Origin of the sequence: Microbacterium sp. NPDC086615, from assembly GCF_040686055.1 — a bacterium.
Lineage (GTDB): Bacteria > Actinomycetota > Actinomycetes > Actinomycetales > Microbacteriaceae > Microbacterium.
This window is the reverse complement of record NZ_JBFBJJ010000007.1, coordinates 71,054-91,200: the sequence shown is the minus strand read 5'-3', so window position 1 is coordinate 91,200 and position 20,147 is coordinate 71,054. Positions and strand designations below refer to the sequence as shown.

The 20,147-nt window shown below is 69.9% G+C and carries 20 protein-coding genes; 11 read left to right on the top strand and 9 right to left on the bottom strand.

The window, feature by feature from the left end:
* Positions 1-11 precede the first annotated feature (11 nt).
* The 5 genes from AB0O24_RS09045 to AB0O24_RS09025 all read left to right on the top strand — a co-directional run bounded on the left by AB0O24_RS09045 (position 12) and on the right by AB0O24_RS09025 (position 5,595).
* The gene (locus AB0O24_RS09045; protein WP_275801703.1) at positions 12-1,253 is read left to right on the top strand and encodes an extracellular solute-binding protein; all 1,242 of its coding nucleotides are present in this window, start codon (positions 12-14) and stop codon (positions 1,251-1,253) included.
* Complete coding sequence (locus AB0O24_RS09040) at positions 1,250-2,197, top strand: sugar ABC transporter permease (RefSeq protein ID WP_275801704.1); 948 nt, start codon at positions 1,250-1,252, stop codon at positions 2,195-2,197. The genes AB0O24_RS09045 and AB0O24_RS09040 overlap by 4 nt, the downstream gene beginning before the upstream one ends.
* The gene (locus tag AB0O24_RS09035) at positions 2,194-3,075 is read left to right on the top strand and encodes a carbohydrate ABC transporter permease (RefSeq protein WP_275801706.1); all 882 of its coding nucleotides are present in this window, start codon (positions 2,194-2,196) and stop codon (positions 3,073-3,075) included. The genes AB0O24_RS09040 and AB0O24_RS09035 overlap by 4 nt, the downstream gene beginning before the upstream one ends.
* 38 nt (positions 3,076-3,113) lie before the next feature.
* Positions 3,114-4,454 carry an aspartate--tRNA(Asn) ligase gene (aspS, locus tag AB0O24_RS09030; RefSeq protein ID WP_275801707.1) on the top strand — a complete coding sequence of 447 codons (1,341 nt, stop codon included), beginning with the start codon at positions 3,114-3,116 and terminating at the stop codon, positions 4,452-4,454.
* Between the two features lie 73 nt (positions 4,455-4,527).
* Entirely contained in the window at positions 4,528-5,595 is a 1,068-nt protein-coding gene (locus AB0O24_RS09025; RefSeq protein ID WP_275801708.1) for an ABC transporter ATP-binding protein, read from the top strand.
* Between the two features lie 43 nt (positions 5,596-5,638).
* Here the strand turns inward: AB0O24_RS09025 and AB0O24_RS09020 are convergent, their stop codons facing one another.
* The 6 genes from AB0O24_RS09020 to AB0O24_RS08995 all read right to left on the bottom strand — a co-directional run bounded on the left by AB0O24_RS09020 (position 5,639) and on the right by AB0O24_RS08995 (position 7,496).
* Positions 5,639-5,941, bottom strand: a complete 303-nt coding sequence (locus AB0O24_RS09020) for a Dabb family protein (RefSeq protein ID WP_275801710.1) — start codon at positions 5,939-5,941, stop codon at positions 5,639-5,641.
* Positions 5,938-6,216 carry a glutaredoxin family protein gene (locus AB0O24_RS09015; RefSeq protein ID WP_275801711.1) on the bottom strand — a complete coding sequence of 93 codons (279 nt, stop codon included), beginning with the start codon at positions 6,214-6,216 and terminating at the stop codon, positions 5,938-5,940. The genes AB0O24_RS09020 and AB0O24_RS09015 overlap by 4 nt, the downstream gene beginning before the upstream one ends.
* A gap of 30 nt (positions 6,217-6,246) precedes the next feature.
* Positions 6,247-6,540: a rhodanese-like domain-containing protein gene (locus AB0O24_RS09010; RefSeq protein ID WP_058613839.1), complete on the bottom strand. Its 294-nt coding sequence runs from the start codon at positions 6,538-6,540 to the stop codon at positions 6,247-6,249.
* A gap of 81 nt (positions 6,541-6,621) precedes the next feature.
* A complete protein-coding gene (locus AB0O24_RS09005) occupies positions 6,622-6,720 on the bottom strand; it encodes an AURKAIP1/COX24 domain-containing protein (RefSeq protein ID WP_003792170.1) in 99 nt (32 codons plus the stop codon).
* Between the two features lie 82 nt (positions 6,721-6,802).
* A complete protein-coding gene (locus AB0O24_RS09000) occupies positions 6,803-6,994 on the bottom strand; it encodes a helix-turn-helix domain-containing protein (protein ID WP_013585406.1) in 192 nt (63 codons plus the stop codon).
* 106 nt (positions 6,995-7,100) lie between these two features.
* The gene (locus AB0O24_RS08995; RefSeq protein ID WP_275801713.1) at positions 7,101-7,496 is read right to left on the bottom strand and encodes a metalloregulator ArsR/SmtB family transcription factor; all 396 of its coding nucleotides are present in this window, start codon (positions 7,494-7,496) and stop codon (positions 7,101-7,103) included.
* 116 nt (positions 7,497-7,612) lie between these two features.
* Between AB0O24_RS08995 and AB0O24_RS08990 the strand changes: the two genes are divergently transcribed.
* Positions 7,613-9,007, top strand: a complete 1,395-nt coding sequence (locus AB0O24_RS08990) for a potassium transporter TrkG (RefSeq protein WP_363374400.1) — start codon at positions 7,613-7,615, stop codon at positions 9,005-9,007.
* Positions 9,000-9,671, top strand: a complete 672-nt coding sequence (locus AB0O24_RS08985) for a TrkA family potassium uptake protein (RefSeq protein WP_013585403.1) — start codon at positions 9,000-9,002, stop codon at positions 9,669-9,671. The genes AB0O24_RS08990 and AB0O24_RS08985 overlap by 8 nt, the downstream gene beginning before the upstream one ends.
* Positions 9,672-9,822: 151 nt before the next feature.
* Here the strand turns inward: AB0O24_RS08985 and proC are convergent, their stop codons facing one another.
* A complete protein-coding gene (gene proC / locus AB0O24_RS08980) occupies positions 9,823-10,668 on the bottom strand; it encodes a pyrroline-5-carboxylate reductase (RefSeq protein ID WP_363374241.1) in 846 nt (281 codons plus the stop codon).
* 126 nt (positions 10,669-10,794) lie between these two features.
* Between proC and AB0O24_RS08975 the strand changes: the two genes are divergently transcribed.
* Positions 10,795-11,907, top strand: a complete 1,113-nt coding sequence (locus AB0O24_RS08975; RefSeq protein ID WP_275801716.1) for an alpha/beta hydrolase — start codon at positions 10,795-10,797, stop codon at positions 11,905-11,907.
* A 21-nt stretch (positions 11,908-11,928) separates the two neighbouring features.
* Positions 11,929-12,858, top strand: a complete 930-nt coding sequence (locus AB0O24_RS08970; protein ID WP_363374238.1) for an LLM class F420-dependent oxidoreductase — start codon at positions 11,929-11,931, stop codon at positions 12,856-12,858.
* A gap of 28 nt (positions 12,859-12,886) precedes the next feature.
* Here the strand turns inward: AB0O24_RS08970 and tadA are convergent, their stop codons facing one another.
* Positions 12,887-13,339, bottom strand: a complete 453-nt coding sequence (gene tadA / locus AB0O24_RS08965; RefSeq protein ID WP_363374397.1) for a tRNA adenosine(34) deaminase TadA — start codon at positions 13,337-13,339, stop codon at positions 12,887-12,889.
* 88 nt (positions 13,340-13,427) lie between these two features.
* Between tadA and upp the strand changes: the two genes are divergently transcribed.
* Positions 13,428-14,060 carry a uracil phosphoribosyltransferase gene (gene upp / locus AB0O24_RS08960; protein WP_013585398.1) on the top strand — a complete coding sequence of 211 codons (633 nt, stop codon included), beginning with the start codon at positions 13,428-13,430 and terminating at the stop codon, positions 14,058-14,060.
* Between the two features lie 353 nt (positions 14,061-14,413).
* Here the strand turns inward: upp and AB0O24_RS08955 are convergent, their stop codons facing one another.
* Positions 14,414-17,956, bottom strand: coding sequence for a TM0106 family RecB-like putative nuclease (locus AB0O24_RS08955; protein WP_363374236.1), 3,543 nt, complete (start codon positions 17,954-17,956; stop codon positions 14,414-14,416).
* A 108-nt stretch (positions 17,957-18,064) separates the two neighbouring features.
* Between AB0O24_RS08955 and AB0O24_RS08950 the strand changes: the two genes are divergently transcribed.
* A complete protein-coding gene (locus AB0O24_RS08950) occupies positions 18,065-20,134 on the top strand; it encodes an NAD(+) synthase (RefSeq protein ID WP_275800525.1) in 2,070 nt (689 codons plus the stop codon).
* Positions 20,135-20,147: the final 13 nt, after the last annotated feature.

Below are 20,147 nucleotides of genomic sequence, written 5' to 3'. Positions count from 1 at the left end.
CGGACACACCCATGGCATCCACGTCTCAGCGACTTCGACGCGTCGCTCTTCCCGCCGTCGGCCTCACCGCCGCTCTCGCCCTCACGGCCTGCTCCGGGGGCGGCCAGGCCGCGCCCGCCCAGACCGACGGCTTCGACGGCGTCTCGCTCACGGTGTGGAACAACATCGACTTCGAGCCCTATCAGGGCCTGCAGAAGAAGTACTTCGAGGACTGCGCGTCCGAGCTCGGCATCACGGTCGACGTCCAGACGCAGTCCGGCGACTACACGACGAAGCTCCTGCAGGCGGCGGGAGCCAAGTCGCTGCCCGATGTGGCCCTGCTCTCCACGGACACGCAGCTCCCGCAGCTCGCCTCGCAGGGAGTCCTCGCCGACCTCGGTCAGTACGACGTCAGCACCGACGGTCTGGCCGACAGCGTCGCCGGTCTCGGCACCTACCAGGACACCCTCTACGGCCTCCCGGTGCAGGTCGAGGACTACGCGATCTTCTACAACAAGGCGGCCTTCGCCGCGGCCGGTGTCCCCGAGACGGCTCCGAAGACGTTCGACGACCTCGTCAAGCTCGCCGGCTCCCTCACCACCGCCGACCAGAAGGGCATCGTGCTGCCCGGCATCGGCGGTGACGGCTCGACTCCCGTCTACTTCCTCCCGTTCCTGCTCTCGGCCGGCGGCGACCCCGCCGACCCGACCGGCGCCGGTGCCGTCGCGGCGGTCGACCTGTACAAGAACCTCGTGGCGAACGGCTCGCTGTCCCCCGAGTTCGTGAATTGGGGCTGGGAGTCGATCGACCAGTGGACCTCGCAGAAGGCCGCGCTGACCGTCTCGGGCCCCTGGAACCTCGTCGACACCTCGATCCCCTTCGAGTGGGGCACGTTCCCCTTTCCCACCGCGACGTCCGGCGAGTCCCCGAAGGTGAACCTGCTCGGCTACGCCTACGGCGTCGCCGCCAATGCGGATGCCCAGAAGGAAGCCGCCGCCGCAGCCCTGGTGAAGTGCCGCGCATCCGAGGAGAACCAGGTCGACACCGCCGTCCAGGGCGGCTACATCCCCGCTCTCACCAGCGCGCAGGCCACTTTCGTCGAGAAGGTCCCCGCGGCCGCTCCGTTCGTGGACGCGGTGGACGGCGCCTACAACTCCGCACAGCTCGGCACCGAGTGGAACACCCTGCAGCAGCAGTACGTCGACGCGATCCAGGCCGCGACCGTCGGCGGGCAGACCGCACAGGCCGCTCTGGAGCAGGCCAGCGGCAAGTGACAGCGGACACGCTGACGACGACCGGCCGGTCGGGGGTTCGCGCTCCCGGCCGGTTCCGGCGTTCGCTGGCGGCGCGTCAGCGCGGTGAGCTGTGGGGGTTCCTCACCCCCGCCATCGTCTTCTTCGTCGTCTTCTTCCTCTTCCCGCTCGGGTACGGCGTGTACATGAGCACGACGAACTACACGACGGGCACCTTCATCACCGGACGCGCGCCGTTCGTCGGCACGGCCAACTTCGAAGCGATCCTCGCCGAGCCCATCACCTTCCGCGCGCTGACGAACACCGTGACGATCACGGTCGTGGCGGTCGCGCTCGAGCTCGTCCTGGGACTCCTTCTCGCGCTGCTGTTCGCGCGCACCTTCCCGGGCAGTCGGTGGTTGCCCACCCTCATCCTCCTGCCGTGGCTGCTCCCCGCCGTCGTCGTCGCCACCGTGTGGAAATCGCTCCTGGCCGGCGACGGTCCGATCAACGACGTCCTGGGTGCGCTCGGCATCCCCGTCGAGGCGTGGCTCGCCAACCCGGCGACGGCGCTGCCCGCCGTGATCGTGGTCGCGGTCTGGGCGAGCCTGCCGTACTGGGCGACCATTCTCGGGGCCGCCCTCAAGCAGGTGCCCGCCGAGCAGCTCGAGGCGGCGCAGCTCGACGGCGCCGGCGCCTGGCGTCGACTCACCGCGATCGTGCTCCCCACGATCTGGCCCGTCGTCTCGGTGCTCGTGGTGATGAGCGTCGTCTACACGCTGCTCATCGTCGACCTCGTGCTCGTGCTGACCGCGGGCGGTCCCGCGAACAGCACGGTCACGCTCGGCCTCCTGTCGTACCGGCAGGCGTTCCAGCAGTTCCAGTTCGGGCAGGGCGGTGCCTACGGCATGCTGCTGCTCGGCATCAGCATCCTCTTCGCCATCGCGTACACCGTGATGTCGATCCGTCGGGAGCGTGAGGAATGACCGCGACCCTGCCCGCCGCGCCTACCGTCGACGCGGCACCGATCACGACCTCCGCTGTCTCGAGGCGCCGCCGCCGTCGTGGCTGGACGTGGACGATCGTCACGGTCGCGGTGCTCGCGGTGTATCTCTTCCCCGTCTACTGGATGGTCTCGGCATCCCTCCAGCCGCAGGCGAACTCGGCCGACACCGCGTGGTTCCCCGCCGCGCCCGGTCTCGGCGGGTACCAGATGGCCCTGGACGATGCGGGGATCGGTGGCCTGCGGGTGTCGATCCTGGTCTCGCTGGGCTCGGTGCTCGTGACCCTGCTCGTCGCGATCCCCGCGGCGTACGCGCTCAGCCGGCTGAGGTCTCGGGCCGTGAGCATCGCGCTGATCCTCCTGCTGCTGGCACAGATGATCCCGAGCGTCGTGCTGGCGACCTCCTTCTACGCGATGTTCAACTCGTGGGGTCTGCTCAACACGTTCATCGGACTCATCCTCGCCAACTCCACCGCCGGAGTGCCCTTCGCGGTGATCGTCATGCGCGCGTTCATGCTGCGCCTCGACACCGAGGTGATCGAGGCGGCCACCGTCGACGGCCTCGGGCCTGTGGGCACGCTGTGGCGCATCGTCGTGCCGCTGTCGCGCAACGCGATCGTCACGGCCGGCGTGTTCGCGTTCCTCTTCAGCTGGGGCGATCTGCTCTTCGGCCTGACGCTGGTGAACCGCAACGAGATGTACCCCATCTCGGTGCTGATCCTCGCGCTGTCGAACTCGAACCTGAACACGTGGGCGGCGACCATGGCGGCATCGCTCATCGCCAGCGTGCCCGCTCTCGTGGTCATCCTCGCGGCGCAGCGTCACGTCAAGGCGGGGCTGACCGCCGGCTCCGGCCGCTGAGCGCGGGCGCTCTCACCCCACACGTAGACTTGTCGATCGTGAGCGAACGCGTCCTGGTCAACCAGCTGAAATCCCTCCCCGCCGGCGCCGTCGAGGTGTCGGGATGGGTCGAAACCGTGCGCGATCAGAAGAAGGTGCAGTTCGTCGTGCTCCGCGACGAGACGGGTGCCGTGCAGCTGGTCAACCCGGCCACCCGCCCGTCCGAGGACGCCACGGATCAGGATGCCGCCGCCCTCGCGCTCACCGAGATGATCGGCGCCCTCGCGACCGGCACGTTCCTCACCGTGCGCGGTGAGCTGAAGCACGACGAGCGCGTCAAGCTCGGCGGCGTCGAGATCAAGGTCGGCGAGCTGGTCATCGCCGCCGCGGCCAACCCCGAGACCCCCATCGCCGCCGACAGCAGCCCCGACAAGCGCATGGACTGGCGCTTCATCGACCTGCGTCAGCGCCGCAACAACCTCATCTTCCGCGTGCAGACGACGCTCGAGCACGCCATGCGCACGTACTGGGTCGAGCGCGACTACATCGAGGTGCACTCCCCCAAGCTCATGGCATCCCCCTCGGAGTCGAACGCGGAGCTGTTCGAGGTGCCCTACTTCGAAGACAAGACGGCCTACCTCGCGCAGAGCCCGCAGTTCTTCAAGCAGATGGCGCAGGTCGCCGGCTTCGGCAAGATCTTCGAGATCGCTCCCGCCTTCCGCGCCGACCCGTCCTTCACCAGTCGTCACGCGACCGAGTTCACCTCGATCGACGCCGAGATCAGCTGGATCGACTCGCACGAAGACGTCGCGCGCATGCAGGAGGAACTCCTGCACACGGCCTTCCAGGCCGTCGCCGACAAGCACGGCGCCGAGATCCAGGAGCTGTTCGGCGTCGAGGTCCAGGTGCCGACGCTGCCCTTCCCGCGCATCCCGCTCGCCGAGGCGCGCGAGATCGTCGCGGCTCGCGGCTACGAGATCCCCCGCACCGACGGCGACCTCGACCCCGAGGGCGAGCGCCAGATCGCGGCCCACGTGGCCGAGACGTACGGGCACCAGTTCGTGTTCATCACCGACTACCACCCCGAGATCCGCGCGTTCTACCACATGCGCGACGAAGAGACCGGGCTGACCAAGTCGTACGACCTGCTCTTCAACGGCGTCGAGATCACCACCGGCGCGCAGCGCGAGCACCGCGTCGACGTGCTCATCGAGCAGGCGAAAGAGAAGGGTCTCGACCCCGAGCACCTCGACTTCTACCTCGACTTCTTCCGCTTCGGCGCCCCGCCACACGGCGGTTTCGGCATGGGTCTCGCGCGCGTGCTGATGCTCCTGCTCGGCGAATCCTCGATCCGCGAGGTCACCTACCTGTTCCGCGGCCCGACCCGCCTCGCCCCGTAAGGTTCGAGCGACCGACGCCCGGGGTTCACTCCCCGGGCGTCGTCACGTCATAGGGGGCTCGTACCGTCGGCGCATGACCACCGTGCGCTCCGTGGACCCGCCGCCCTCGACCGGCGACTCCGCGCGGGCGGGGTGGGCGATCTCGCTGCGGGGCGTGAGCCGTTCCCGCGCGGGCAACCCCGTGCTGGGTGACATCGACCTCGAGATACGGCCGGGCGAGATCATTGCCTTCGTCGGCCCGATCGGGTGCGGAGCCTCGACGCTGCTGCGCGCGGTGACGGGCGCCGAGCGTCCCGACGCCGGAGTCATCACCGTCGACGGGCGCGCGGGGGCGGCGGCTCCGCGGATACCGGAGGTCCGTGACCGCACCCCCGTCGCGCGATTCGGCCGCGTGGGCACCTCGATCGCCGCCATGGCGCGGCGAGTGGGACGACCGGATGCCGAGGCCGAGGCGACCCGCCTGGCGCAGGTCGTGGGTCTCGGGGCGCTGGACAAGCTCGTGCACCGGCTCGCGCACGGCGACCGCCAGCGTTGGGCTCTCGCACGTGCTCTGGCGACCGGTCCCGGAGCCCTCGCGCTCGACGATCCTCTCGCCGCGCTTCCGACCGCGGCGCGGGCCGAGACGCGCGACCGGGTCGTGCACGAGCTCCGCGCGCGCCGGGTGACGACGCTCTGGGTCACGCGCGACACGGCCGAGGCCGCGGCCGTGGCCGATCGCCTGGTCGTCATGGATCGAGGCCGCGTCATCGCCGCGGGGTCTCCGGACGAGCTCTACACGCGCGTCGACGACGCCGTGGTCGCCGAGGTACTCGGCCCCGTCAACGCTGTGCCGGGTATCGTCGATGGCTCGATCGTCGAGGTCTGGGGCCGAGAGGTGCCCCTCGCCCGCCCCGCTGCCGACGGTCACTGCGAGGTCATCGTGCGCCCCGAGAACGTCCTGGTCATCGGATCGGACGACCCCGGGATGGATGCCGTCGTCGAGGCGACGACGTTCCTCGGCAGCGCGCGGCGATCCACCGTCCGCACCTCCGACGGCGTGCAGGTCGTCGTCGAGCACCCGTCCGAGCTCCGCTTGGACCCGGAAGATCACATCCGCGTCGCTCTCGCCCCGGCGCCCGCGACGATCCGACCGATCGGCTGAAACCCGGCTCTCGACGACCGGCCGCGCCCTGAGCGCTCGAGCTCTAGGCGGGGTAGTCGACGCAGGCGCGCTCGGCGACGACGGAACGCACGAAGCCGACAACCTCTTGGTGTGCGGGGTGCACCTGGTAGCGCTCGAGGGCCTCGGCATCCGCGAACTGGCTGACGAGGGCGACGTCCCAGTTGGTCTGCGGGGAGACCACGTTGCGCCCGATCTCGAGGTGCTCGATCTCGTCGATGACGTCGCGCAGCCCGAGCAGGCGTTCTTCGATCTGCTCGGCGTGCAGCGCACGCGTGTCGGCGTCGTCGGCGGCCAACTTCCAGAGGACGATGTGTCGGATGCTCACGCGCGGGTTCCTTCGGTGTCGGCAGCCAACAGGGTGGTGCGCAGTCGGTCGGCCGAGACGCGCCAGTGCGCGTGAAGCTCTCCGTCGATGAGGACGACGGGGATCTTCTCCCACCACTTCTCGTAGAGCGCGGCGTCATCCGCGATGGAGGCACGGTCGATGACCACGCGGTCCGCCACGTCGGAGGGGAGCTCGGCGACGACCGTCTCGACGATCTGCTCGGCGACCTCGCAGAGGTGGCAGTCGGGCTTACCGATCAACGTGAGGGTCGTCACGTCTTCATCCTAGGAGAACGAAAGGTGAGATCAGACCTCGACGTCGTAACCCGCGGCGATCCACTCGCCCGTGCCACCCTCGACGTTGGTGGCGTCGTGGCCACGCGCCGAGAGAGCCTCGACCACGCGCGCGGAGCGCCCGCCCGCCTGGCAGATGACGTCGAACGGCTCGGCGGGGATCTCGTCGAGGTGGTCACCCAGCGTCGACATGGGGATGTTCACGGCACCGGGGACGTGTCCCGCGGCGAACTCGTGCTCCTCGCGCACGTCGATGAGCGGACGATCGCGACCGGCGCGCAGCTCGGCGATGGTGATGGACTGCATGCTTTCCTCCGAAGAGCGGATCTGGCGGGCGCATACACGAAGCGCCCGTCGCATCGGACAGGCGCTCGGTGTGGTGGCCGCTTACTTCTTGTTGCGGCGCTGGTGACGAGTCTTGCGAAGCAGCTTGCGGTGCTTCTTCTTCGCCATGCGCTTACGGCGCTTCTTGATGACAGAACCCACGGAAAACCTCACTAAGTCGGGGTCTGGGTGCCGATGTCGGCCCCCGGGAACAGCAGGCGTTGGAAAAAAGCCTCGGATCAGTCTAGCCGACGTCGGACACCGGGCGTTGCACGGCCTCGGCGACCGCCGACTCCGGCACACGATAACTGCGTCCGAAGCGCACGGCGGGCAGTTCGCCGGCGTGAACCAGGCGGTAGACCGTCATCTTCGAGACGCGCATGAGCTCGGCGACCTCCGCGACCGTGAGGAAGCGCATGTCGGGAAGCTCTGCCATCGTTCACCCTTCGTCCAGGGTGGACTCACCCTTCGATGCTGGACACTCTAGGGTCTGGGTGCGACGGCTGTAAACCTATGTGACCACTGTGACTAGCGTATGCGAATCACCGTCCGGGCAGTTTGCGGAATGCGGTCGTCACCGAGTGCTTCACCGAGGCGGCCGCGCGGCCCACGACCTCGGCGTAGTGCATCGCCGATTCCGGAAGAGCCGGCTCATTCTCGGCATCCACCGAGAAGAACGGCACCAGCCAGTCGTCTACCTCGTCGAGCGGGGCGACGGCCAGGCTGTAGTACCGGTGCTGCCCCTCTTCGCGAACCGTGACGAGCTGCGCCTCGCGGAGCACCTTCAGGTGCTTCGAGACGGTCGGCTGGCTCACGCCGAGCGCCGACACGATCTGCGACACGCTCGTTCCGCGCTCGCCACCGGTCGCCCGCTCCAGGAGCAGCTGAAGGATGTCGCGACGCGTTCCGTCAGCGATCACGTCGAAGATGTCCGCCATGGCATTAGGTTAGCCGCGCCCCCGCCCGAGTACCATGATTCGGGTTCGGGCACCGAAGGGAGCGGCGCATGGCAGCGACGCCGAATGAGGTGCGCCTGTCCGTGCGCGCTCGACGCATGGCGGCCGAGGCATGGGACCGGCTGCGGAATCTGACGACGTCATCGCCGGCGCGATTCGCGGTCCTGGTCTTCGTCGCGCTCATCCTTCTCTTCACCGCGCTGTTCTCGCTCCCCCAGGCCTCGGCGAGCGGACAGCGCACGCCGTTCGCCGATGCCCTGTTCACCGCGGTCTCGACGATCTGCGTGACCGGCCTGTCGACGGTGAACATGTACACGCACTGGTCGCCGCTCGGCCACGTCATCACGTACATCGGCGTGAACGTCGGTGCGTTGGGTGTCCTCACCCTCGCGTCGATCCTGGGTCTGGTGATCTCGAAGCGGCTGGGCCTGCGGGCGAAGCTGATCGCCGCGGGCGACAGCAACCCACTGCGTGCCCACGGCGGCCCGGTCAACGAGGGCCAGACGGTTCGCCTCGGCGAGGTCGGCCAGCTGCTGCGGACCGTCGCCCTGTCGACCCTCGTGATCGAGGCGGGGCTCACGGTCCTCATCTACCCGTCACTCGTGATCGGCGGCATCGACCCCTTCGTCGCCCTGTGGGAGGCGCCGTATTACGCGGCGATGGCCTTCACCAACACGGGGTTCGTCCCGAATGCGGACGGACTCACGCCGTTCGCCCAGGACTACTTCCTGCTCACCGTGCTGATGCTGGGCGTCTTCCTCGGATCGATCGGCTTCCCCGTCATCTTCACGCTCTGGCGTCACTACTGGCGGTTCCGACTGTGGTCGCTGCACGCGAAGCTCACGATCATCACCACGGTCATCCTCTTCTTCGCCGGGGCCGGCGTCATTCTGCTGCTGGAATACGACAACCCGCTGACCTTCGGGAGCATGGACGCGTGGGACACGACGTTCCAGGCGTTCTTCCTCTCCGCGATGACGCGGTCCGGCGGCTTCTCGGTCATCGACATCGGCGACCTGAACGGGTCGACCCTGGTCGTCGGATCGATGCTCATGTTCGTCGGCGGGGGCTCGGCATCCACCGCCGGCGGAATCAAGGTCACGACCCTCGCGGTCCTCGCCCTCGCGGTGTTCTCCGAGGCCAAGGGACGTCCCTCGGTGCAGGCCTTCGGTCGACGCATCCCCAGCGATGTGCAGCGGGTCGCCCTCTCGGTCGTGGCGTGGGGGGCGACGATCGTCGCGGTCTCGACGGTGACGATCAGCCGGATCACCGACGCGCCGATCGAGCACGTGCTCTTCGATGTGATCTCGGGGTTCGCCACGGTGGGCCTGTCGACGGGCCTGACCGCCGAGCTTCCCGACCCCGCCGTCTACGTTCTCGCCGTGACCATGTTCATGGGACGCATTGGTACTGTGACACTCGCCGCCGCGGTCGCGGCCTCGTCTCGATCGCAGCTGTACGCGCTGCCCGTCGAAAGGCCCATCGTTGGTTGAACGCATCCGCAGTGACGCCCCCGTCCTGGTGATCGGGCTCGGGCGCTTCGGTGCCGCGTGCGCCGGAGAGCTCGATCGCCTGGACCGCGAGGTGCTCGCGGTCGACGGCAACCTCGAGCTCGTGCAGAAGTGGTCGGAGCGCGTGACCCACGCGGTCCAGGCCGATGCCCGCAACATCGACGCGCTGCGTCAGATCGGTGCGCAGGACTTCCAGGTGGCGGTCGTCGCCGTGGGCTCGCTCATCGAGGCATCCGTCCTCATCACCGCGAACCTCGTCGACCTGAAGGTTCCGCAGATCTGGGCGAAGGCCGTTTCGCAGTCGCACGGCAAGATCCTCGCTCGCGTGGGCGCGAACCACGTCATCTACCCCGAGGCAGAGGCCGGCGAGCGCGTCGCGCACCTGGTGAGCGGACGCATGCTCGACTTCATCCGCTTCGACGACGACTTCGTCCTCGCCAAGATGTACCCGCCCAAGCTCATCCGCGGCGTCGGTCTCAATCAGTCCGGTGTCCGCACGAAGTACAACGTGACGGTCGTCGGGGTGAAGAGTCCCGGCCGCCCGTTCCGCTACGCCGAGGCCGACACCGTCGTCACCAACCATGACCTCGTGATCGTGTCGGGGACGAACTCCGACATCGAGCGCTTCGCCGCGCTCGACCGCTGACGCTCCGGCGTCGTAAACGCGGCGGGAGCGAGGGCGCAACGGCGCGGCCGGTCCGCGCCGCGACGACGCCCCACCCCCACACATAAACGCTCGCCGCTCACAGAAACACGTGCTGCACGCGTTTCTGTGAGCGAACGGTGTTTATCGCGCGTCAGTTGCCCGCCGCGAGCTCTTTCGCACGAGCGAGCGCCGCTTCGGCCGCCGTCGTGAAGGTGTCGTCGAGCCTCGCGTCGTGCAGCACCGCGATGGCCCGTTCCGTCGTGCCCTTGGGACTCGTCACGCGGCGGCGGAGTTCAGCGGGATCGACATCCGACGCGGCCATCAGCGCGGTGGCTCCGATGAAGGTCTCTTCGGCGAGCATCCGCGCCTGGGCGTCGTCGAACCCCATGCGAACGGCTGCCCTCGTGAACTCCTCGACGAGGAGGAAGACGTAGGCGGGCCCGGAGCCCGAGATCGTCGACAGAGCGTCGATCTGCGCCTCGGGAACCTCGAGCACGGCCCCCACCGTCTCGAACAGCGCGCGGACGACGGCGACGTCGTCGGCGGATGCCGCCGGGCCGGCAGCGAGGCCGGTGACGCCTTTCCCCACGAGCGACGGCGTGTTCGGCATCGAGCGCAGCGTGGCCACCTCGGCGCCGAGGTGCTTCGCGAACGTGTTGAGAGTGACCCCGGCGGCGAGGCTGACCACCACGGCGCCCGGACGGAGGTGAGGAGCGATCTCGTCGAGCAGGTCGGGGACCATGACCGGCTTCACGCCGATGAGGACGATGTCGGCGGATGCCACGGCCGCGGTGTTGCCACCCGGAGCCGCCTCGAGGGCGACACTCGTGACCCCCTCGAGCTCGGCGAGCTCCGCGGCCTTCGCGATCGAGCGGTTCGTCGCGGTGACGCCACCGCCCGTCAGCCCGGCCGCGACGAGACCGCGGAGGATCGCTCCTCCCATCGAGCCGGCGCCGAGGATCGCGGTCGGGGGCAGAGAGGTCGTGGCATCCGTCATGTCCGACAGTCTACGAAGGGCGTCGATCCGCTCCCAGGCAACCCCGAGTGCGACCGAGAGGGGCGGGCGTTAGAGTCGGATCGCGGGCGTACCGGGGCACCCGCGAGCGACACGGAGGACCCTCTCATGACACTCTTCGACGGCATCAGCGCGCGTCTCGTCGACACCGACCGCCTCAGCGTGAACGTGCTCGAGAGGACCGGCGACGACCCCGCGACGTCGCCCGAGCACACGGTCGTGTTCGTGCACGGAAACGTGTCGTCGTCGCTGTTCTGGCAGGAGATCATGCAGGACCTCCCCAGCGACCTGCGCGTGCTCGCGATCGACCTGCGCGGGTTCGGCGGCACCGAGCACATGCCCGTCGACGCCACGCGCGGCGTCCGCGACTTCAGCGACGACGTCCACGCCGCCCTCGAGGCCCTCGGCATCCCCACCGCGCACCTCGTCGGATGGTCGATGGGCGGCGGAGTGGTGATGCAGTACGCGCTCGACCACCCCGTGCTGTCGCTGACGCTGCAGTCCCCCGTCTCGCCGTTCGGCTTCGGCGGCACGCGCCGCGACGGCTCGCGTCTCACCGACGACGACGCCGGCACCGGTGCGGGCGGCGCCAACCCCGACTTCGTCCAGCGCCTGACCGACCGCGACACCACCGACGAGGCACCCACATCGCCGCGGTCGGTGTTCCGGTCGGGATACGTCGCTGCGGGCTACGCGAGCGAGAACGAGGACGTGTGGATCGAGTCGATGCTGTCGACCTCGACCGCCGGCGGCAACTACCCCGGCGATGCCGTGGCGAGTCCGAACTGGCCGGGGTTCGCCCCCGGGACCATCGGCGTGCTCAACACCATGGCCCCCCGCTACTTCGACGTGTCGGGAATCGTCGACCTCGCCCGGAAGCCGCCGATCCTCTGGATCTACGGCACCGCGGATGCCATCGTCTCCGACGCGTCGTTCTACGACCTCAACCACCTGGGCGCCCTCGGTGTCATCCCCGACTGGCCCGGCGAAGACGTCGCCCCCGCGCAGCCGATGGTGTCGCAGACCCGCGACGTGCTCGCCGCGTACGCCGCCAAGGGCGGAGAGGTCACCGAGGTTCCGGTGGAGGGAGCCGGTCACGCCGCCCACCTCGAGCGCCCGGCCGCGTTCCGCCAAGCCCTGCTGACGCACATCGGCTACGTCGGGCGCCCCGCCGACCCCGCGCCTCCCACCGAGGCGATCATCCTGCGCTCCGCCGACTGACACTCGCCCCGAAAGGCCACCGTGGAATACTGCCTGTTCACCGAACCCCAGCAGGGCTTCTCGTACGAGGACCAGCTCGCTTTCGCGCGTTCCGCGGAGACGCACGGCCTGGACGGGTTCTTCCGGTCCGACCACTACCTCCGCATGGGTGACGGCGACCCGCGTCCCGGTCCCACCGATGCCTGGACGACGCTCGCCGGTCTCGCGCGCGAGACCTCGCGCATCCGGCTCGGAACCCTGGTGTCGTCGGTGACCTACCGGGTCCCCGGGATCCTCGCGATCCAGGTCGCGCAGGTCGACGCGATGTCGGACGGACGAGCCGAGCTGGGGCTCGGCACGGGGTGGTTCGAGCGCGAGCATGCCGCGTACGGCATCCCTTTCCCCGCCAAGCGGTTCGATCTGCTCGAGGAGCAGCTCGCGATCGTCACGGGCCTGTGGGCGACTCCGGATGCCGAGACCTTCACCTTCGAGGGTGAGCACTACCGCCTCGATGAGGCGCCTGCCCTGCCGAAGCCCGTGCAGGAGCGGGTGCCCGTGATCGTCGGCGGCGGCGGGCCGAAGCGCACGCCGGCGCTCGCGGCGCGCTACGCGACCGAGTTCAACATCGGCTTCGTCGCCGAGGACGTCGTCGCCGAGAAGTTCACGGTGGTCCGCGCCGCGTGCGAGGACATCGATCGCGACCCCGCGTCGCTCAAGCTGTCGGTCGCGCTGCCCACGATCGTCGGGGCGGACGACGCCGAGATCGAGCGACGGTTGGCGGCGATCGGCCAGTCCCGGGAGCAGTTCGACAACGGGGCGAACATCATCGGGACGCCGGACGCGGTGATCGAGAAGGTCGGCCGTCTCCGCGAGCTCGGAGCGAGCCGCGTGTACTTCCAGCTGCTCGACCTCCGCGACGTCGATCACGCCGATCAGATCGGCACCGACGTCGTCCCGCATCTTCCGCGCTGACGCCCGGGCGGCCGCGTCAGCCAGGGCGTCAGTCGACGCGTCCGTCGGCGTCGCGCCGCACGTCGAAGAAGGACTGCAGGCGCTCGGATGCCTCCCGCTCGGCAACCCCGCCGACCACCTCGACCCGGTGCGGCAGACGCCTGTCGCGCAGGACGTCGTACATGGATCCGGCGGCGCCGGCCTTGGCATCCCACGCTCCGAAAACGACCCTCGGAACGCGCGCCTGCAGCACGGCTCCCGCGCACATGACGCAGGGTTCGAGGGTGACGACGAGCGTGCAGCCCGCAAGGTGCCAGGTGCCGAGGGCCTCCGCCGCGCGGCGCAGCGCGACCACCTCGGCGTGGGCGGTCGGGTCGTGGGTCGCCTCGCGGAGATTCCGGCCCTCCCCGCGCACGGTCCCCGATGCGTCCATCACGACGGCACCGACCGGGACGTCGCCCTCGGCGGCGGCGGCGTCGGCGAGCACCAGTGCGCGGCGCATGGCCGAGATGTCGAGGGCGGTGGGGATCACGCGGGCTTCCGGATTTTGCAGGCGGAGTCGTCGCGATCGAGCGACTAGCCTTGAGCCTATGCGTGTCCACGTCGCCGATCACCCGCTCATCACCCACAAGCTGACCGTGCTGCGCGACGAGCAGACCTCGTCGCCCGTCTTCCGTCAGCTGACCGAAGAGCTCGTGACCCTGCTGGCCTACGAGGCGACGCGCAACGTCCGGGTCGAGACGATCGAGATCAAGACCCCGGTGACCCTCACCGAGGGCGTCAAGATCAGCGAGCCCCGCCCCATCGTCGTGCCGATCCTGCGCGCCGGTCTCGGCATGCTCGAGGGCATGGTGAAGCTCCTTCCCACCGCCGAGGTCGGCTTCCTCGGCATGGTGCGCGACGAGGAGACGTTCCAGCCCACCACGTACGCCGAGCGCCTGCCCGACGACCTGAGCGACCGTCAGTGCTTCGTGCTCGACCCGATGCTCGCCACCGGCGGGTCGCTCGGTGCCGCAATCAAGTTCCTGTTCGCGCGCGGCGCGCAGGACGTCACCGCCATCTGCCTGCTCGGCGCCCCCGAGGGCGTCGCGGCGATCGAGAAGCAGGTCGAGGGCCACGACGTCACGCTCGTGCTGGGTGCTCTCGACGAGCGCCTCAACGAGAAGGGCTACATCGTGCCCGGTCTCGGCGACGCGGGCGACCGCCTGTACGGCACCGCCTGACGCGGGGTCACGCCCGCGGCGGGGCCGCACCCGCGGCAGGACCGCACCCCCGCGGCAAGGGCCTGATCTCACGGTTTGGGGCGCCATTCCGCGTTTGGGGCGTGAAAAACCGCGCCCCGAACGGAAACCCACGCCCCAAACCCCGCACGACAGGCCGGCTTCGGGCTCAATCGGCCTCGGCGACCAGCCGCGCGAAGCCGCTGAGCCGCGCCACACCCTCGGGCGGCGCGGTCCCGCCCAGGGCCGGGGCCCGATCTCACGGTTGGGGCGCCATTCCGCGTTTGGGGCGTGAAAAACCGCGCCCCGAACGGAAACCCGCGCCCCAGACCCCGCACGACAGGCCGGCTTCGGGCTCAATCGGCCTCGGCGACCAGCCGCGCGAAGCCGCTGAGCCGAGCCACCCCCTCGGGTGTGCGGGGAAGGTCGTCGAGCAGCGACGGCGAGTACACGACGTACGCCGTCTGCATCGCGCGTGAGATCGCGACGTTGATGCGGTTGCGCAACAGCAGGAACTCCAGGCCGCGCGGAGCCTCGCGCCCGGAGGACGCGGCGAGGGTGAGGATGGCGACGACGGCCTCCTTCCCTTGGAAGCGGTCGACCGTCCCGACGGGCACGTCGCCGAAACCAGCCGTGGCGAGGGCTTCTTCGACCGCGACCTGCTGAGCGTTGTACGGGGTGATGACGATGATGTCTTGCGCCCGCAGGGGTCGCGGCTCGTGCACGGTCGCGGAGTCGCCCGCTCCCCCCTCGGCACCGGTCCACTCGCGTCCGACGAGGTCGCCCACGAGACGCGCGACCTCGGCCGCCTCTTCGTTCGAGCAGGTCGAGTTGCCTCGGTGCCGCACCGGCACCACGTGCACACCGGGCTCGACACCGTCGAGCCGACGCAGCGCGGTCGAGGGGTGCGCCGCGAGCCGGCCCTCGTACGACAGCCGCGACACCGGGCCCGCCACCGCGGGATGCATCCGCCGCGTACGGGCGAGGAAGTAGCCGAGCTCGGGGGGCACGACCTCGGCTCCGTCGATGATCCACCCGAGCGCCGAGGTGTCGACCGGCTCAGGATGCGTGCCCTGACTCACCTGCGGCAGCTGCTGCGGATCGCCCAGGAGCAACAACCGCTGCGCCGAGAGCGAGACGGCGATGGTCGACGCGAGCGAGAACTGCCCCGCCTCGTCGATGACGAGGAGATCGAGGCTGCCGCGTGGAACGCGGGTCTCGTGACTGAAGTCCCACGCGGTGCCGCCGACGACGAATCCGTGGGCGGCGTTCTCGGCGGTGAAGGCGGCCACCCCGTTCTTCGGCAGCACCGTGAACGCGTGCGGAGCGCTCGGGTCTTTGGGCGCCTTACCGACACGGGATGCCGGGACCCCGGCCGCGATGACCTGGTCGAGCATGTGCTCGATCGTCGCGTGCGACTGAGCGACCACCCCGATCCGGTAGCCGCGTTCGGCGACCAGCCGGGCGATGACGTGGGAGCCCACGTACGTCTTGCCCGTCCCGGGAGGGCCCTGGACGGCGAGGTAGCTGTGCTCGAGGTCGGCGACGCTGCGTGCGATCGCGGTGACCTCGTCATCGCCCGGACTGCCGTCGACGGCGGTCACGGGCGCGAGCGCCCCCGAACGGGTGCGCGGCGGAACGCGGCGCAGGATGTCGGCGGCGGGGCCGGACGGCATCGTCGGGGCCGACGCCAGGACGGCGTCGGCCCACGCATCGATCGCTTTCTGCTGGTTACCGGCGCGGGGCGGCGCGGGAGGAGTGAGGGCGAGCGGCAGCTCGTCCCAGGTGACGCCGTCTGCGGCGATCTCCTCGACGATCGCTCCGTCGTCGAGCACCTCGCGCACCGTGACCCGGCGTGCGCCGTGGATCCACCGCGGACGGGTCTCGAGCGGGAACGGCGCCGGCAGATCGTAGACGGCGAAGGGCTCGGCATCCGGACTCAGGCGCGTACCGGGAGCGAGCTCGCCGCGCAGCTCAACCAGGCGGCGCTCGGAGCCGCGCCCCGACTCGGGGATGTGCCAATCTGCCACGACCCGCGATCGTGCGGCGTCGACGACCACGACGTCGCGCGTCTCTTCCCACACCGACACCGGCTCGCGCAGGCGCAGGAAGTGCATCGCCCAGTAGGTCTTCTCTTCGCGCGGGTAGTAGTCGATCGCGGCGGCGGCGAGGCGGAGCGCGGTGGCGTCGGGTTCGGGCGCATCCGCCGCCCACCGCTGCAGGGCCGTCGCGCGCGGCGACGGCTCGTACGACTGCTCGTCGGGCTCTGCTCCGCGCGCGGGCACGGCCCCGGCCTCGCGTGCGCGGTCGACCAGCCAGTCGCGCAGTCGCCGGGTCGACACGCAGTCGTACCGGTTGTAGTCGGCCAGATCGTCGAGCACGCGCTGAGCGGCCTCGGCTTCGCCGTCGGCGGCGAGCGCCCGGGCCTCGACGTACTTCACGATCGAGTCGTCTCCGCGTTGCACGTCGCTCGTGCGGACCTCGTCGCCCATGTACAACGGCTCGAGCTTCTTGATCGAGTACGAGCGGGAGCCGACGCGGAGCGCACGCCGCACCACCGGGTAGAGGTCGACGAAGACGCCGTCGCGCAGGAGGCGGTCGACGTCGGCCTCGCGCACGCCGTAACGCGCGGCCATCGTCAGAAGGTGCGTCGGTTCGTACGGGGCGTAGTGGTAGATGTGCATGCCGGGGTACTGCTGGCGACGCAGAGCCACCATGTCGAGGAAGCGCTCGAGGGCGACACGCTCCTCGGCGAAGGTGTGGGCCCAGATCGCGCCGTAGGTCTCTCTCGTGTCGACCCAGCCGAAGAGGTAGTCGATCCCCCAGTGCTCGCCGACGCCCTCGGTGTACAGCGGATCGCCCTCGAAGTCGAAGAACAGGTCGCCGTGGTCGGGGCGGGGCAGCACGCCGAGGGACTTGGGTGCCACCACCTCGAAGGTGGGGACGGCGTGGGCGGGCGCGTCGTCGGAGGGCACACCGGCGGGGCTGTCGAGCTGCAGCCGCGCTTGGGTGCGCAGCGACGCGAAGGTGTCGGCGCTCATCGAGGGGGGCGCCTCGGATGATCGCGCGAGATCGTCGATCGTCAGGATGCCGCCCGCCCGCAGTCGATCGCGCTGCACCGGCCGCATGCCTGCGACGAGAAGCAGGTCGCGATGAGCGATGACCTCGATCTCGCACGTGGCGCAGCGCCCGCACGCGACGACGTCGAGGTCGCCACGCGCGTCGCCCCACGCGATCACCGGTCCCGCGACCCGGAGGTCGACCCGGCGGTCGGCGATCAGCGAGCGCAACCGCGAGCGACGTAGACCGAAGACGGGCAGGAGATCGTCGACGCGATGCGTGCTCGTCGTTCCGTCACCCAGGAGAAGCTGGACCTCGCCCGACCGCGGCACGCCGAGTCGGTCGAGCTGGTCGACGTAGGCCGCCAGCTGCATGAGCGCGGTGACGCGGGCCCGGCGGGCGAGCTTGGTGTCTTGCACGATCCAGGGACGGGACCCATCGATGCGTGCCTCTTTCTCGCGCACGAGGAAGTCGGCGAACCCCACGAACTCGGCAGTGGCGAACGCGGCCTGGTAGACCACCTCGGCCTCGGGGTCGGCGAGCGCCTCGTCGGTCAGGCGCACGGCCTCGGCGAGCGCTGCGGCGTCAGAGGAGCGGGCCGCGGGGATCTCGCGAACGGCGGCGCCGAAGAGCGCGCGGTAGTCGTCGAGCACGCGGAGCTCGTGAGCGGTGCCCAGGCGCGCGGCCCGCTCGAGAGTCGCGTCTTCGGGATCGTCGACTGCGGCGATGCGCCCGATCTTCGCGTCGATGGCGCGCAGCCACGCGAACTCGCACTCGGCCGCGGCCTTGAGGTCGCTGGCGCTCCAGACGATGCGCGCGTCGCGCTCGATGTACCGCATGCCTCCACGCTAACCGGGACCCCCGACATCGCCGGGTGGCCATCCACAGGCCGACCCCGGTTCGCGATCCGACTGCCCGGTGTCGGAGGGGCCTGCCAGACTGGAGGGGTGATCACCGACCTGCCGTTCGAGAGCGTCTACCGGCACGGCTTCGCGCGCGTCGCCGCGTGCACGATTCCCGTCGCGATCGCCGACCCCCTGATCAACGTCGACGCCGTGCTCGAGTCCGCCCGCGCGTGCGACGCGGAGGGCGTCGCGATCGCCGTCTTCCCCGAGCTGTGCCTCACGGGGTACGCGATCGATGATCTCGTCATGCAGGACCCCCTGCTGGACGCGGTCGAGGCCGGCATCGAGCGTCTGGTCGCGGCATCCGTCGATCTTCTTCCCGTGCTGCTCGTGGGGGCTCCGCTCCGGCACGGCAACCGCCTCTACAACTGCGCCGTCGTCGTCCATCGAGGGCGCGTTCTCGGGGTGGCGCCCAAGGCGCACCTGCCGACCTACCGCGAGTTCTACGAGCACCGCTGGTACGCGCGCGGCGACGACCAGGCGGGTCAGCACATCCTCATCGGTGGCGAGACCGTGCCCTTCGGTCCCGACCTGCTGTTCGACGCCGTCGACGTGCCCGGGCTCACGCTGCACGCCGAGGTCTGCGAAGACGTCTGGGTGCCGATCCCCCCGTCATCGGGTGCGGCCCTGGCCGGTGCGACCGTGCTGGCGAACCTGTCGGGCAGTCCGATCACGATCGGGCGCGCCGACGACCGGAACCTGCTCTCGCAGTCGCAGTCGATGCGATGCCTCGCGGCCTACATCTACGCGGCCGCTGGTCAGGGCGAGTCGACGAACGACGTCTCGTGGGACGGCCAGACGATGATCTACGAGGGCGGGCAGCTCCTCGACACGACCGAGCGCTTCCCCGACGGCCCGCGCCGCAGCGTCGCCGATGTCGATCTCGATCGTCTGCGGCAAGACCGGATCCGCCAGGGCACCTTCGACGACAACCGCCGAACGACGGCGCCGTCCTTCCGCACGGTGCCGTTCGAACTCGCCCCGCCGGCGAGCGACATCGGGCTGCGCCGCGCCCTCGACCGCTTCCCCTTCGTCCCCGACGACCCCGCCCGTCTCGCGCAGGACTGCTACGAGGCGTTCAACATCCAGGTGTCGGGGCTGGTTCAGCGCCTCCAGGCGATCGGCAACCCGAAGCCGGTCCTCGGGGTGAGCGGAGGCCTCGACTCCACCCACGCCCTGCTCGTGATCGCGCGCGCCATGGATCGCATGGGCCGTCCGCGCAGCGACATCCTCACGTACACCCTGCCCGGCTTCGCCACGAGCGAGAGAACGAAGCGCAACGCGATTGCTCTGGCCGAAGCCGTCGGCGCGTCGATCGAGGAGATCGACATCCGGCCCGCGGCATCCGAGATGCTCGTCCGCATGGGTCACCCCTTCGCGGCGGGCGAGCCGGTGCACGACGTGACGTTCGAGAACGTGCAGGCGGGGCTGCGCACCGACTATCTCTTCCGCCTCGCGAACAAGAACGGCGGCATCGTCGTCGGCACGGGCGATCTGTCCGAGATCGCGCTCGGATGGTCGACCTACGGCGTGGGCGACCAGATGAGCCACTATTCGGTGAACCCCGGCGTGCCGAAGACGCTCATCCAGCACGTCATCCGTTGGGTGATCGCCTCGGACGAGCTCAGCGCCGACACCGTCGAGGTGCTGCAGGCGGTGCTCGACACCGAGATCAGCCCCGAGCTCGTGCCCGCCGGCCAAGACGGGCGTATGCAGTCCACCGAGGACCGCATCGGCCCCTACAACCTGCACGATTTCACGCTCTATCACGTGCTGCGGTTCGGCTTCCGCCCGTCCAAGATCGCCTTCCTCGCCGCGCACGCCTGGTCGGATCCGGATGCCGGGGCCTGGCCGCCGGGTTACCCCGAGGATGAAAGACCCTCGTACGACCTCGTCACCGTGGCAAGGTGGCTCGAGGTCTTCCTGCAGCGGTTCTTCGGGTTCGCGCAGTTCAAGCGCACGGCCATCCCCAACGGACCGAAGGTGTCGCCGGCGGGCTCACTGTCACCGCGCGGAGATTGGCGCGCGCCATCGGACGGAAACGCTCGCGTTTGGTTGGCCGACCTGCACGCGGCCGTCCCGGAGGCGTTCGGCGAGGCGACACACAGCTGACGCGGCCGCCCGG

Bases quoted from the DNA above. Each gene is read 5' to 3' on its own strand.
- AB0O24_RS09045 (WP_275801703.1), top strand. From the start codon at position 12: ATGGCATCCACGTCTCAGCGACTTCGACGCGTCGCTCTTCCCGCCGTC.
- AB0O24_RS09035 (WP_275801706.1), top strand. From the start codon at position 2,194: ATGACCGCGACCCTGCCCGCCGCGCCTACCGTCGACGCGGCACCGATC.
- AB0O24_RS09025 (WP_275801708.1), top strand. From the start codon at position 4,528: ATGACCACCGTGCGCTCCGTGGACCCGCCGCCCTCGACCGGCGACTCC.
- AB0O24_RS09010 (WP_058613839.1), bottom strand. From the start codon at position 6,540: ATGCAGTCCATCACCATCGCCGAGCTGCGCGCCGGTCGCGATCGTCCG.
- AB0O24_RS09000 (WP_013585406.1), bottom strand. From the start codon at position 6,994: ATGGCAGAGCTTCCCGACATGCGCTTCCTCACGGTCGCGGAGGTCGCC.
- AB0O24_RS08995 (WP_275801713.1), bottom strand. From the start codon at position 7,496: ATGGCGGACATCTTCGACGTGATCGCTGACGGAACGCGTCGCGACATC.
- AB0O24_RS08990 (WP_363374400.1), top strand. From the start codon at position 7,613: ATGGCGGCCGAGGCATGGGACCGGCTGCGGAATCTGACGACGTCATCG.
- proC (WP_363374241.1), bottom strand. From the start codon at position 10,668: ATGACGGATGCCACGACCTCTCTGCCCCCGACCGCGATCCTCGGCGCC.
- AB0O24_RS08975 (WP_275801716.1), top strand. From the start codon at position 10,795: ATGACACTCTTCGACGGCATCAGCGCGCGTCTCGTCGACACCGACCGC.
- tadA (WP_363374397.1), bottom strand. From the start codon at position 13,339: ATGCGCCGCGCACTGGTGCTCGCCGACGCCGCCGCCGCCGAGGGCGAC.
- upp (WP_013585398.1), top strand. From the start codon at position 13,428: ATGCGTGTCCACGTCGCCGATCACCCGCTCATCACCCACAAGCTGACC.
- AB0O24_RS08955 (WP_363374236.1), bottom strand. From the start codon at position 17,956: ATGCGGTACATCGAGCGCGACGCGCGCATCGTCTGGAGCGCCAGCGAC.